The 14324-nt window shown below is 40.7% G+C and carries 9 protein-coding genes; 6 read left to right on the top strand and 3 right to left on the bottom strand.

From position 1 onward, the window contains the following. The 3 genes from HMPREF1320_RS03740 to HMPREF1320_RS03730 form a co-directional block, all read left to right on the top strand. On the top strand, positions 1-2476 hold a 2476-nt coding region (locus HMPREF1320_RS03740), incomplete at its 5' end, for a gliding motility-associated C-terminal domain-containing protein (RefSeq protein ID WP_009417430.1). Between the two features lie 650 nt (positions 2477-3126). Then, entirely contained in the window at positions 3127-4044 is a 918-nt protein-coding gene (locus HMPREF1320_RS03735) for a hypothetical protein (RefSeq protein WP_009417423.1), read from the top strand. A 15-nt stretch (positions 4045-4059) separates the two neighbouring features. Beyond that, a complete protein-coding gene (locus HMPREF1320_RS03730) occupies positions 4060-4926 on the top strand; it encodes a bile acid:sodium symporter family protein (protein ID WP_009417426.1) in 867 nt (288 codons plus the stop codon). A 140-nt stretch (positions 4927-5066) separates the two neighbouring features. Here HMPREF1320_RS03730 and HMPREF1320_RS03725 read toward each other — a convergent pair whose 3' ends face one another. Both HMPREF1320_RS03725 and dnaE read right to left on the bottom strand, forming a co-directional pair. Then, positions 5067-5990 (bottom strand): aspartate carbamoyltransferase catalytic subunit, encoded by a 924-nt coding sequence (locus HMPREF1320_RS03725; RefSeq protein WP_009410853.1) that lies wholly within the window; start codon positions 5988-5990, stop codon positions 5067-5069. Positions 5991-6108: 118 nt separating this feature from the next. Then, entirely contained in the window at positions 6109-10566 is a 4458-nt protein-coding gene (gene dnaE, locus HMPREF1320_RS03720) for a DNA polymerase III subunit alpha (protein WP_009417424.1), read from the bottom strand. A 473-nt stretch (positions 10567-11039) separates the two neighbouring features. Here dnaE and HMPREF1320_RS03715 point away from each other — a divergent pair, with 473 nt between their 5' ends. Then, a complete protein-coding gene (locus HMPREF1320_RS03715; RefSeq protein ID WP_002673576.1) occupies positions 11040-11408 on the top strand; it encodes a DUF1573 domain-containing protein in 369 nt (122 codons plus the stop codon). A 90-nt stretch (positions 11409-11498) separates the two neighbouring features. Then, a complete protein-coding gene (locus HMPREF1320_RS03710) occupies positions 11499-12110 on the top strand; it encodes a hypothetical protein (RefSeq protein ID WP_009417433.1) in 612 nt (203 codons plus the stop codon). A gap of 83 nt (positions 12111-12193) precedes the next feature. Here HMPREF1320_RS03710 and asnS read toward each other — a convergent pair whose 3' ends face one another. Continuing rightward, positions 12194-13624: an asparagine--tRNA ligase gene (gene asnS, locus HMPREF1320_RS03705; protein ID WP_009417427.1), complete on the bottom strand. Its 1431-nt coding sequence runs from the start codon at positions 13622-13624 to the stop codon at positions 12194-12196. Between the two features lie 375 nt (positions 13625-13999). Between asnS and HMPREF1320_RS03700 the strand changes: the two genes are divergently transcribed. Beyond that, positions 14000-14311, top strand: a complete 312-nt coding sequence (locus HMPREF1320_RS03700; RefSeq protein ID WP_009417435.1) for a hypothetical protein — start codon at positions 14000-14002, stop codon at positions 14309-14311. Positions 14312-14324 lie beyond the last annotated feature (13 nt).

Here is a 14324-nt window from a genome sequence, read left to right as displayed (position 1 = left end):
CAGCGTAGGTTCAGCTAGCCTTACAGTAGTGCCAGAAACACTTACAGTAACGCCAAGCACCAGCACTCAAACAACGCCAAGCATTTTCGATAACGATAGCATAGGCGGAGTAACAACGCCAACAGCAGGCCCTGGTGGTAATGTAACAATGACGGTTCATAATCCAAGTGGTAGCAAAGTACCGACTATGGATCCAAACACAGGTAAAGTAACCGTACCGGGCAATATCCCAGCAGGTAACTATACAATTACGTATAATTACTGCGAAGTGTTGAATCCAACTAACTGTACAGGAACGCGCACTGTAGTAGTAACTGTAGGAACCCCTGAATTAGTAGTACCTTCTAAAGTATATCCTTTAGCACCAGGAACTACTTCAACAGAAACTGTAATAGATACGGCAACTTTAGGTGGAAACCCAGTAAGTTCAACAGCTGTAACTATAGCAGTAGTAACTCCGGCAACAAGCTTAGGAGGTACACCTACACCTACTTTAAACACCACTACAGGTAAGATAACTGTACCAACAGGTACTAAGTCAGGTACTTATAATATTGTATACAGAGTGTGTGAAGTATTGAATCCTTCTAACTGTAAAACAGCAACCGCTACAGTAGTAGTAGGCGAGGTTCCAGTAATCACACCAGATAATTTACCAATAGTACCATCAACACCTACAAGTACAACAACCCGTACTATAGGTAATATATTGACAAACGATACAGTAGGTACTCAGTCAGCAACGGCAGGTACAGGTGGAAATGTAACCATTAATATAACAAGTCCTATCACACCTAATACACCAGTGATAGATCCAACTACAGGTAATGTACAAATACCACCTACCACACCTCCAGGTGTATATACTATCACTTATGATGTATGTACAACAGCTATACCTGTAGCTTGTACAAGTGGTACCCTTACAGTTACTGTAAGTCAGCCATCACCTATTATCCGTCCTGAAAACCTTACAGTAACGCAAACAGGTACTAGTACAACGCCAAGTATCTTGAACAATGATGATATAGTGAAACCAGACGGTACCACTGCTTCTGCAACAGGAAGTAATGTAACTATTACCAATGTAGTAGTAACACCAGGTGCAGCACCTGGAGCTCCTACTCCTACATTGAATCCTGATGGTACTATTACAGTCCCAGGCACATTGCCTCCAGGAGTCTACACAATTACTTACGATGTTTGTACAACAGCAACACCAAGTACTTGTGTAAGTGGTACAACAGTACTCACTGTATCACCTACAGCAACAGCTACACCTACAGCAGGTGATAATACTTACGATGTGCCAACGAGCGGTACAGCAACAGTAGTAGGAACTATATTGAGTAATGATACTGTCGATGGAGTTGCATCAGCAACAGCTACTAATGTAACAGTAAGTGTAACTACTGCGCCAACAGGTACAGGAGTACCTACAATAGGAAGCAACGGTTCGGTAACAGTACCAGCTAATGCAATTCCAGGAGTTTACACATATACATATCATATCTGTTCAGTAGCAACACCTACAGCTTGCAGTACAGAAGCAACAGTAACAGTAACGGTGAGACAACCAGTACCAGTATTGCCAAACAACAATATGGTATACACCGATACAACCACAACTACAGCTGGAAATATCACCATAGGAGGAACTGTAGGAACTCAGTCAGTTACTACAGGCCCAACAGGTAACGTTACTATCACCGTAGTAACTCCAGCAACACCACAAGTACCAGGAGGAACCGTTCCAACCTTGAGTCCTGATGGAACAGTAACCGTTCCAACCGGCACAGCAAGTGGTACATACACTATTACTTATCAAGTATGTACAACGGCAACCCCTACAAGTTGTGTAACAGGTGTAGTAACAATCACTGTATCACCTACAACAGTAACTCCTACAGTATTGCCAGTAGCGGTCGATGATAGAGCTTCTACAGCAGTGAATACACCTGTAAATATTGCAGTATTGCCAAACGATACCCTCAACGGAGCAACTACCCCTAATGTAGTAACCTCTCCAGCAAATGGTACAGTGATGGTAAATAGCGATAACACAATAGAGTACCGTCCTCACACAGGATTTACAGGAACCGATACTTTTGTGTACGAAATCTGTAACTCGGCAGGCTGTAGCAGTGCTACTGTAACGGTTGATATAGTGAATAAGCTCATACCTTACAACGGTATGTCAGTAAATGGCGACGGTAAAAACGACCACTTCCATATTGGTGGCATAGAAAACTATCCGAACAATGTGGTACGTATCTACAACCGTTGGGGCGTGAAAGTATTTGAGGTAAGTGGCTACGACAACGTAACCCGCGTGTTTAGAGGTATCTCTGACGCCCGTGCAACCGTCGAAGCTGCCGATAAACTCCCACAAGGTACTTACTATTATGTGATTGAATACTACGATCAGAATAATAATAAACAATCTGAAGTAGGCTGGTTATATATCAAAAAATAGTACTTTTATAATAAACTAAAAAGGGCTGTCCAGAAACTCTCTGGCAGTCCTTTTTGTTTTTAAGCCTATTTCCTCATTTTCTTTACCCCTATCTCCCCAAACTTCTATCACTCTTCTTCACCTGCTCGTATGGCACGCACCGTCTTACCGCCGCCACAATTCCCCTTTAAAGAAAGTCCATATTCGTCATTCGTCACTGGTCATTCGTCATTTCTTCTCTTTTCCATCATATTCCCCCCTAGTGCCTATGGCCTAAGGCCTAGTACCTTTTCCCTTTCTTTCGCCTCAAAACCCCGATTTTAACATTTTTAGCGCTGTTGTATTATATTATGAATCAACTATTTATACACCCTTTCTATACCAATCGTCCAAGATTCGTATAAGCTTCCTATAAGCTCTCTATAAGCTACCCCCACCCTTCTCATAGCCTTTTTTCACCAAAATTCCTCTCAGCTCTCTTTCGTTCTCCTCCGCTATATTTCGAACTCCTCAACCCTCCACATTTGCTAATCTTTTCTCTGCCCGTGTGGCTCACACTGCCTGTGCGGCTCGCACCTCATTTGCTAATTTTCTACCTCCGTGCGGCTCACACTTCTTATTGCTAATTAAAAAATGTTTCGTACCTTTGTCGCCATAAAAGTATATAACCAATGAAAAAAACATTATTATTAGCCATAGGTCTTACACTTATCTTTCTTTCTTGTAAAAAAGATAACAATGATGAAACTACCCCTGGCGGTGCTTTTCCTAAAACAATAGTAGAGGAAACTATTGGTAGTATAGGCACTGTTAAAACCACTGAAACCTATACGTTAAGTGGTAATAAAATTACTGCTTTTGAAAGAAAAGTAGTCGATAACGGTACCCCCACTACTGATGAAGTCTATACCATCACTTATAACGGCGAGTTGATAACTGCTATCAGTATTAAAAGCAATTCTCAAAGCAACAGAAACTATACCTATAACTTTACTTATAACGGAAATCATTTACAATCTATCATTCGTAGTGATAATGTTCAAAAAATTACTTATGAATATCTTAATAACAAAGTAGCGAGTAAAACAACGGTTGATGGAACTGAAACAAAAAAATATAGTTATACTTATGATAAAAATAAAATAACAATGATAGCTCATAGCTCATTCGCTGGTTTTAACGACTATTATATTTATTCCCTCAATCCCGATGGTACAGTAGCTTCTCTTGAAAAAGCAACTTATGTAGGGGCTGTTCCTGACCAAAATACCAAAGGCACTTGTACTTACCAATACGATAATAAACCGAATATCTATCAGCGAGACCTCTTTAAATATTTAGCTGAAATAGAGTTGATAAGTAATTACAACTACTATGGCGATTATTACAGAGACCCTCTTATAAGAACAGTCGCTCACAATGTAGTTTCTTATACTAAAAACCTCCATAATAACACCCAAGTTGACTATAAAGATTTAGAGAATGCCACTCGTACTTTTAGCTATCAATGGAATAGCAACAATACACCTAAGTCCGCAGAATATAAGAAAAACAACGCTCATAAAGCTACCTATACCTATACTTATTAGAAAAGCTAATCGCTGATGTTTATAGATTACCTCCTTTCGGCAGTGCTTATGCTTATCACCTTTGCGATAGGCAGTTCGTTGCGCTTCTCCGATTTCGAAAACATATTCAAAAAATCAAAGCCCTTGTACTTAGGGCTTTTCTTGCAGATGGTCTTCTTGCCTATCTGTGCTTTTATCATTGCCGAGTTTTCTAATTTACCCCCTGCCGAAAAAGTAGGACTCATCATCGTATCAATATGTCCTGGAGGTACTACCTCCAATTTCATTAGTTATCTCATCAAAGCCGATACCGCTTTGGCAGTAGCTCTTACCGCTATCAATAGCTTGCTCATACTGTTTACCATTCCGGTGTTGTCTAATTGGGCAGTAGGAGTTTTTATGGGGGGTCATACCGAAGTGTCGCTCCCTATATTCAATATGGTCTGGGAAGTAGCCAAAATCATTATAATACCAGCTTTGTTGGGCTTATTCTTCAACCGGTTTTTCCCTAATGTATCTCTTAAAATCCGTTTTCCTTTAAAAGTAACTAATACCATATTGTTGGGAATTGTATTCTTTATCAAGTTTTTCGGTGATAAACAATCAGGAGGAAGTGGTATTTCAGTAGATGAAATATTCCGTCTCTTGCCTGCTACGCTCCTAATGCACCTCAGCGCGATGACACTTAGTTATTTTATAGCTCTGAAATCTTTTAAATTACCGGGCGTACAAGCAACGACTATCAGTATAGAAGTAGGTCTACAAAACACTGCTTTGGCGATATTGGTAGCAGGTACCCTTATGGGCAATACCGATATGACCAAACCTGCCCTTGTGTATGCTATATTCTCCTTTTTCACCACTTTTATCTTTGCTCTTATCACCATCAGAATTAGAAGATAACAACAATTAATAATTGACAATTAACAATTAAAAAAGCGCGATGTTTACTATTCAAACATCGCGCTTTTTTAATCTTTTATCTTTTATTCACATACCCAGCTGTGAGCCCTCGCTGGCTTTACTTTTTATCTTTTACCTTATTAAATCTTGCTCGCCAACAAATAAATCACTGCCATTCGTATGGCTACCCCATTTTCTACTTGTTGTAAAATAATCGATTGGGAGCTATCAGCAACTTCGCTGGTAATTTCTACCCCTCGATTGATAGGTCCTGGGTGCATAATCACTATTTCTTTGTCAAGGCTATCCAATAGCTCTTTGGTGAGTCCGTATTGTTGTACATATTCACGGGTAGAAGGAAAATAACTGATGTCGAGTCGTTCGTTTTGTATACGCAACATATTAGCCACATCACACCAGTTCAAAGCCTTGCGCAAATTGGTTTCTACCTTCACGTCCAATTTATGAATGTATTTAGGAATAAGTGTTTGAGGTCCGCATAGCATCACTTCAGCTCCTTGCTTGTGGAGTGCAAAGATGTTCGAAAGTGCCACGCGCGAGTGTAGTATATCCCCCACTATCACTACTTTTTTACCTGCTACATCTCCCAAGCGTTCGCGTATAGAATATGAGTCTAAAAGTGCTTGTGTAGGGTGTTCGTGAGCTCCATCGCCAGCGTTTACAATTGAGGCTTTCACGTGTTGTGAGAGGAAGACTCCCGCACCTGGGTTCGGGTGACGCATCACTACCATATCCACTTTCATCGAGAGGATATTATTCACGGTATCTACTAAGGTTTCCCCTTTGGCTACCGATGATTGAGAAGCCGAAAAGTTAATCACATCGGCAGAAAGACGTTTTTCTGCCAATTCAAAGGAAAGACGAGTGCGCGTACTATTCTCGAAGAAGAGATTGGCAATAGTAATATCGCGCAACGAAGGCACTTTTTTAATAGGACGGTTAATAACCTCCTTGAAGTGGTCAGCTGTTTCAAATATTAACTGTATATCCTTTTCGGTGATATACTTAATGCCCAACAGGTGATTAACGCTCAATGCACTCATTTCTTTTTCTTTTTAAGTGGTTGTGCAAAAGTACAAAATAATTAGAAACTACGAGTTACGATTGAAGATTTTTTTAGCTGTTAGCCGTTAGCAGTCAAAATAGAAATTAACTAATTGTCTACTCCGATAATCCCAAATCCTCCATTGCCATTTCCTCGTCGTCGTGAGTATCTTCTGTCTTTTTAGCAACTATTTTCTCCATTCTGCGGTCATTGAGATGATATTTTGCAAATAGAGCGTCTAAATCATCTAAAAAAGATTTAGTAATCGCCACCTTTAAATTACCATTTTCCATATTTAGGTGAATATTTTCATTGTGATGGTGCACAACAAAGTAAATAGACTGTTTTCCTTTGTGCTTTTGTAGTAAATCTTTGTATTTTGCAATCAAATCTTGGTTAATCTCCTCTATATTCACGTGCAAAGTAAGTTTTTTAGAGAGGGTTTCCATCACATCTTGCAACTGCATCATCTGTAGAAACTGTATTCGAGGTTCGCCTCTTTGGTTGGTTTCTCTATTCAAAAATCCCTCCACTACCTTAAATTTGATATACAAAAACGCCCCTGGTACCATATATTTCTGATAGTTCAAATAATCATCTCCAAAGAGTTTAAACTCGTAAGAGCCGTCGTAATCCTCAAGAGTAAAAAAGCCGTAACCTTTTCCGTTCTTAGCCGTACGATGTTGCAGGTCAGCTACCATACCCGCTACTGTAAGTTCACGGTTAATAAAAGGTTGTAAGTCTTGCAATTCCGATAGACTGATATTGCAAAAGTTTTGTAACTCGTGCTTAAAATCGTCGAGCGGGTGCCCTGAGATATAGATACCTACCACCTCCTTCTCACGGCGCAACTGCTCGAGGTTACCCCACGTTTCACATTTAGGCACAGCAGGTTCAGGGATATCTACTTCACTCTCACCACCAAACAGACTCATTTGGGCGGAGTTCTTGCTCTCTTGGTATTTAGTACCAAAGCGAATAGCTTTTTCGAGAAAGGGAACGCCGTCAGCTTCGGCGTGGAAGTACTGTGCGCGGTGTACATTGGTGAACGAGTCAAAACCTCCTGCCAAGGCTATACTTTCAAAGGCTTTTTTGTTGATACTCTTATAATCTACACGTTTTGCCAAATCGAAAATAGAGGTATAAGGACGCTCTTGGCGTTGTTCTACAATCGTATCGACTGCTGCTTTTCCTACCCCTTTCACAGCCCCCATACCGAAACGTATATCACCGTTTTTATTTACGGTAAATTTGTACAACGATTCATTTACATCAGGAGGTAACACCTTGATACCCATTCGGTGGCACTCTTCTAGGAAGAAGGTAATCGTTTTGATGTCGTTCATATTGTTAGAGAGTACTGCTGCCATATACTCGGCAGGGTAATTGGCTTTAAGGTAAGCTGTTTGATACCCCACCCACGCATAACAGGTAGAGTGCGATTTGTTGAACGCATAAGCGGCAAACTTCTCCCAGTCTGCCCATATCTTTTCGAGTTTTTGGGCATCGTGACCTTTTTCAGAGGCTTGGGTAATGAACTTAGGTTTCATCTTGGCTAGCACGGCTATTTGTTTCTTACCCATCGCCTTACGGAGCACGTCAGCTTCACCTTTGGTAAAACCTGCCAATTTCTGCGATAGCAACATCACCTGCTCTTGATATACGGTAATTCCATAAGTCTCCTTGAGGTATTCCTCCATATCGGGGAGGTCGTACTCAATGGGCTCAATACCGTGTTTTCGCTTGATAAAGCTCGGTATATATTCCAATGGGCCTGGACGGTAGAGCGCATTCATCGCTATCAGGTCGGCAAAGACCGTAGGTTTAAGCTCTCGCATATATTTCTGCATACCGGTGGACTCGTATTGGAAAATCCCGACCGTTTCACCGCGTTGGAAGAGTTCGTAAGTCTTTTTATCGTCGAGCGGGAAAGTCTCTGCATCGAGCTCTATATTATGTGTTTGTTTGATATTTTCAATAGTATCTTTGATAAGTGTGAGGGTACTGAGCCCCAAGAAGTCCATTTTCAGCAACCCTGCGCTCTCTACTACCGAGTTATCGAACTGAGTCACAAATAAGTCGGAGTCTTTGGCTAAAGCTACGGGCACAAAGTTGGTGATATCATCGGGTGTAATAATCACCCCGCAAGCGTGAATACCTGTGTTACGCACTGAACCTTCAATAATATTTGCCTGCTGAATGGTTTGGGTACTGTCCTCCTCCCCTTCTCCTGCCAAAAGGCGTTTCAGTTCGTCTACTTTTGGCAGTTCTTCACTACGCACTTTTTCTTTGAGGGTTTTATCGTCCCAACCGAACATCTTCCCTAAAGACGACACTCCATTAGGTACCAATCCTGCTAATCTATTCGACTCTTGTAAAGGCACATCCAGCACACGAGCTGTATCTTTGATTGCCGATTTGGCAGCCATTTTACCATAGGTGATAATCCGTGCGACCTGACTCTCGCCATACTTATCAATCACATAGTTGATGACATCTTGGCGACCAGAGTCCTCGAAATCGATATCGATATCGGGCATAGACACACGGTCGGGGTTGAGGAAACGCTCAAAGAGCAGGTCGTACTTAATTGGATCCATATTGGTAATATCCAAACAGAACGCCACTGCCGAACCCGCAGCCGAACCCCGTCCAGGTCCTACTGATACGTTCATACGTCGCGCTGCGGCTATAAAATCTTGTACGATAAGGAAGTAACCTGGGTAACCTGTTTTTTCAATAATAGAAAGCTCAAAATCCAAACGCTCCCGCACCTCATCGGTAATTTCGGGGTATTTGCGTTTAGCCCCTTCATAAGTAAGATGACGCAAATAATTGTTTTCACCTTTTTTGCCCGTAGGGTCGTCTTCTACCTGAAATTCTTCGGGGATATCAAACTTAGGCAAGAGGATATCACGCGCCAAGCCATAGGGCTCTACCTTGTCGATAATTTCTTGAATATTGAGAATCGCCTCAGGAATATCCTTGAAGAGCGCCTTCATTTCGGCTGAAGTTTTGAAATAATACTCGTTGTTAGGCATTCCAAAACGATAGCCACGACCGCGCCCGATAGGTGTTTTCTGCTTTTCGCCGTCTTTCACACACAACAGAATATCGTGGGCATTGGCATCTTTTTTATGGAGATAAAAGGTATTGTTAGTAGCAATGAGCTTGACCCCATATTTTCTAGAGAACTCTACAAGGGTTTCGTTTACGCGGTTTTCATCTTCTTGGTTGTGGCGCATCACCTCTAAATAGAAATCCTCGCCGAACTGCTCTTTCCACCACAAGAGTGCCTCTTCCGCCTGCTTGGTACCAATGTTTAATATTTTAGACGGCACTTCGCCATTCATACCTCCAGAAAGCACTATTAAATCGCTTTTGTACTGCTCTACAATCGCCTTATCTATACGAGGCACATAGTAAAAGCCTTTGGTAGAAGCGATAGAAGCCATCTTGGTAAGATTGTGATAGCCCTGTTTGTTTTTAGCTAAAATCACCACTTGGTAGCCGTTGTCTTGTCGGGTTCTATCTAAGTGATTTTCGCAAATATTGAACTCACAACCTATAATAGGCTTGATGAGTGTTTCGGTAGGGGTTTCGCCCTTTTCTTCAGCCTCTTTGTTTTTAGCTTCCGCTTCTTTGTTATGCCCTTGTACGGCTTGCACAAAGTGGAAGGCAGCCATCATATTGCCACTATCGGTAAGTGCCACAGCAGGCATCTTTTCTTTAGCGGTGATTTTTACGAGGTCTTTTATAGACGTAGTAGATTGTAATATAGAGTGTTGTGTATGGTTATGGAGGTGGGCAAACACCGCATTTTCTAACAGTGAAGCATCGACGTGAGGTTCTGTAGTTTGCGCAGTGCTACTGCTTTTTCGCAAGGCATCGGAAGCCTCTTTGAGGTTCACGTGCTTGAGTCCGATAAGAGCTATAGGCGAGGTGTGATGCCCTTGAAATTCTTTGATATAGTCGCTACTGAAAGTACCTTCTTGAAAGCCTTCACCACGACGTATCAATTCAAAGAAACAGCGTGTAGTTGCTTCCACGTCGGCAGTGGCATTGTGCGCCTCGGTAAATGGTACGCCAAAGAGAAAAGAGTGCAACTCGGTGAGGGTAGGCAGCTTATAACGTCCTCCTTTTCCGCCTGCTATCTGGCAGAGGTTGGCAGTTGCCTCAGTACAAGTGTCGATTACAGGCATCTGAGTAAGTGGACTCTCCACCCCATAGCGGTAAAACTCAGCCCCCATAATATTGATATCAAAGCCTATATTTTGTCCCACTACATATTGCGCTTTGCTGAGTGCTTCGTTGAACGCTTTGAACACCTCAGCGATAGGTACCCCTTGCGCTTCTGCTAATTGGGTAGAGATACCGTGTACTTTTTCGGCATCATAAGGCACATCGAAACCATCGGGCTTTATCAAAAAGTCCTGATGTTCTATGAGTGTACCCCACTCATCGTGCAATTGCCAAGCAATCTGCACGGCGCGAGGCCAGTTGTCACTATCAGTAAGGGGAGCGTCCCAACGGCGGGGTAAACCCGTAGTTTCAGTATCAAATATTAAGTACATTTTTTTAGGTAAAGCCAGCGTTAGCTGGATATATATGTAAGAGTTTTTTTGAGATTTAAAGTGAGAGGGCAAAGATACAAAACAATTCACAATTAGCAATTAACCATTGATAATTTTAACACGACGCCATTTCCACCATCAAGTACAATTTTTTAGTTGCCTTTTAATAGAATAAGTCTTTTAGTTTTTCAAAATCTAATACTTTTCTTGGACTCAGATTCACCTTAGCTTCACTCCCCTATAGTTCATTGCCCGTTATATCGTATAAGACTTGTGTAAACTAACCGTAATATCCAAATCCACCAATCTACTAATAATTTATCTGTGTGTCTTACACCGTTTTTCTTTCGCTCAAAACCCTTTTCACTCTCCACTATTAACTCTTAACTTTTACCTTAAAAAATCCTCTTTGGCACGGTTGTTGTACTATTTATAACCGTAAAAACAAACTTATATTTTTAATTTTTTATACTATGAAAAAGTTTTTAACATTTGTATTTTTAGCATTTTTTGGTGTAATGGCTTATGCCCAAGACGCTGAGATTTCTTTTAAATCTGAAGAAATTGATTACGGTAACATCAAACAAGGTGCAGACGGTGTGCGTGTGTTCGAGTTTACTAACACTGGTAAAGCACCCCTCGTGATTACTAACGTAGCTTCTTCTTGCGGTTGTACCGTTCCTTCTTGGACAAACCAACCCGTAGCACCAGGAGCTAAAGGAAAAATTGAAGTAAAATACGATACTAATCGTGTTGGACCTATCAGCAAGACTATTACTGTTACCTCCAATGCCAAATCAAGCCCTGTAAAAGGCTTACGTATCAGAGGAAATGTTCAATAATCCATAACTATTTATATTTTAATTTACTCCTTAGTCGCCTGCGTTTCTTTCCTTTGCAGGCGACTTTTTTGGTGTTAAACTTTTGTAAAAATGCAAATAGTAAGCATATTTTTCTTACCTTTGCACCCTATAAGAAAACTAAATAATTTAACAGATATGAAATTACACACACTCACTTTGTTCGCTGGGCTATTTGTAGCTCAAGTGTCATTCGCTCAAGTAGACGAAATGGGAACTATGACCGATACCACTACTCCGGTAGTTGCTCCCGCTCCTGTTGAAGCTACTCAAGCTCAGTCTCAAGCAGAACTTAAAGCTCAAAAAGAGCAGTTAAAGGCTCAAAAAAAATTACAAAAAGAGCAGGAAAAGGCTGTGAAAGCTGAACAAAAAGCTGCTAAGGAGCAAGAAAAAGCCGCTAAAGAACAACAAAAAGCTGCTGCTCGTGCTAAAAAGAACCAAGAACGCTTGTCCAAAGCTAACTCTGAGGTTTCTAAAATAGAGGCTAAAATTACCAAAGCTAAAACTGATTTAGCTAAGGAACAAAACAAGTATAATTTAAAGAAAGCCAAAGGAGCTCTGTCTCCTCAAGACGATGCTAAGTTCAAAGGAAGAATCCTCAACAAAGAGCAAAAGATTAACAGCTTGAATCTCGACCTTATCAAGGCTAAAGAAAAAGTAAACAAATACCAAATGGCAACTTAGTCATTGTTTTATTTTTTAAAATTACACAAGAAAACCGAGTTACTTTCGTAACTCGGTTTTTATATTTCCTGATGTAACTTACATTAAAACTCTGCGCTCTGTGGCGTGCGTGGGTAAGGTATCACATCACGGATATTAGCCATTCCAGTAGCAAAGAGTACCAAGCGCTCAAAACCTAAACCAAAGCCACTGTGTACTGCTGTACCGAACTTACGGAGGTCTAAGTACCACCAAAGAGTTGCCTCGTCCATATGAAGGTCGGCTATTTTTTGTTTGAGCACATCGTAACGTTCTTCACGTTGCGAGCCTCCTACAATTTCACCTATTCCTGGGAAGAGAATATCCATTGCGCGCACCGTTTTACCGTCTTCATTTAAGCGCATATAGAACGCTTTGATATTTGCTGGATAGTCGTATAGAATTACAGGGCACTCAAAGTGTTTTTCCACCAAATAGCGCTCGTGTTCGCTTTGCAAATCTACACCCCATTCGTTTACGGGGTATTGAAATTTCTTCTTTTTATTGTAATTGCTATTCTTTAAAATATCTATTGCCTCGGTGTAACTCACCCTCTTAAACTGATTGTGAATTACAAATTCAAGTTTTTCGATGAGTGACATTGTGCTACGCTCGTTCTGTGGTTTAGTCTTCTCTTCTTCTAAAAATCTTTTGTTCAAGAACTCAAGGTCGTCACGACGTACTTCCAAGGTGTATTGCAATACGTATTTAATAAAATCTTCCGCCAAATTCATATTGTCGATAAGGTCATAGAACGCCATTTCGGGCTCTATCATCCAGAACTCAGCTAAGTGGCGTGAGGTATTGGAGTTTTCAGCACGGAAGGTAGGTCCAAAGGTGTAAATCTTACCAAGCGCCATCGCAAAAGTCTCACCTTCTAACTGACCTGATACGGTAAGGTTTGTCTCCCTACCGAAGAAGTCTTTCTTGTAGTCTACTTCGCCGTTTTCATTAAGTGGTGGATTTTTAGCATCTAAGGTCGTTACACGAAACATCTCTCCAGCCCCTTCGGCATCACTACCCGTGATAATAGGCGTATTCACGTAGAAAAAGCCATTGTCTTGAAAGTATTTGTGAATAGCAAAAGCTAAAGTAGAACGCACGCGCATCACCGCACTAAAAGTACTAGAGCGTACACGCAAGTGAGCGTTTTCTCTCAAGAATTCAAGTGAGTGTTTTTTAGGTTGGATAGGGTATTCTTCAGGGTTACTATCACCTAATATACTGATATTACTTGCTTGTAACTCTACGTTTTGCCCTTTACCTTGACTCTCCACAAGTCGTCCTTTTACTTCAATAGCTGCTCCCGTAGTAATGCGTTTAAGCAATTCAGGGTCGGTATTTTCAAAATCTACTACTACTTGTAAATTGTCGATTGTAGAACCATCGTTCAGGGCAATAAAGCGGTTGCTGCGGAAGGTGCGCACCCAACCTTTAAGGGTGATTTCTCCTTGTATGTTTTTTCCGTCTTGTAATATTTTTTTAATCGAATACATAACGCGTCTTATTTCTTATCTAATTCTGACGGCAAAAGTAATAACTTTTCAATAAATAACAAAGGAGTTTGGCTAAATCTCTAATTGTTTTTCACTTCTTACACTGTTCTGTCATAAACTTTTCATAGGTTTCCATCGTCTTACTTTCGCCTCAGATTCGCTCATCTTTCAAACAGCTCTTAATTATTAAACTCTTCTCTTTCCTATAAAAACTTTTCAAGATTCACTTCCCTTTTGCTAATTCTCAAATCTGCTAATTACATCTACTCGTGTGGCTTGTGTCTTTTGCCTATAAAAAAGTTTTTTTAACTTGCAGTATAAATTCTTTGTTGTATATTTGTGGCATTAAAATCGAGTATTTATTGTTTAATAAAGATGGAAGAATTCAAGCAAAATACCTCAAACGATTGGTCGTTTATTCACAATAGGCAATATAACGATAACAACCTAAATAACAATCCCATAGGTCTGGTGGGGTTCATAACGTCTGTAGTGGCAATATTCCTCGTATTGCTCCCTATCGTGAACCTTATCATATGGCTCACCGGATTGATATTATCTATTATCGGAATGGGCAAGAAGCCTAAAACATTAGCCGTCGCAGGGCTTATTATTTCTGGAGTAACTTTTTTGGTGCTTATAGTCATTATTGCTTGTATCGTATTCTTAGCTACTAATTCCCAATAGTTTTTCTCCCCCT

The sequence above is a fragment of the Capnocytophaga sp. oral taxon 335 str. F0486 genome (genome assembly GCF_000277665.1).
In the GTDB taxonomy this organism is placed as follows: Bacteria; Bacteroidota; Bacteroidia; order Flavobacteriales; family Flavobacteriaceae; genus Capnocytophaga; species Capnocytophaga ochracea.
Note: the sequence above shows the minus strand (reverse complement) of the source record. Positions and strands in the feature narration are given on the sequence as shown.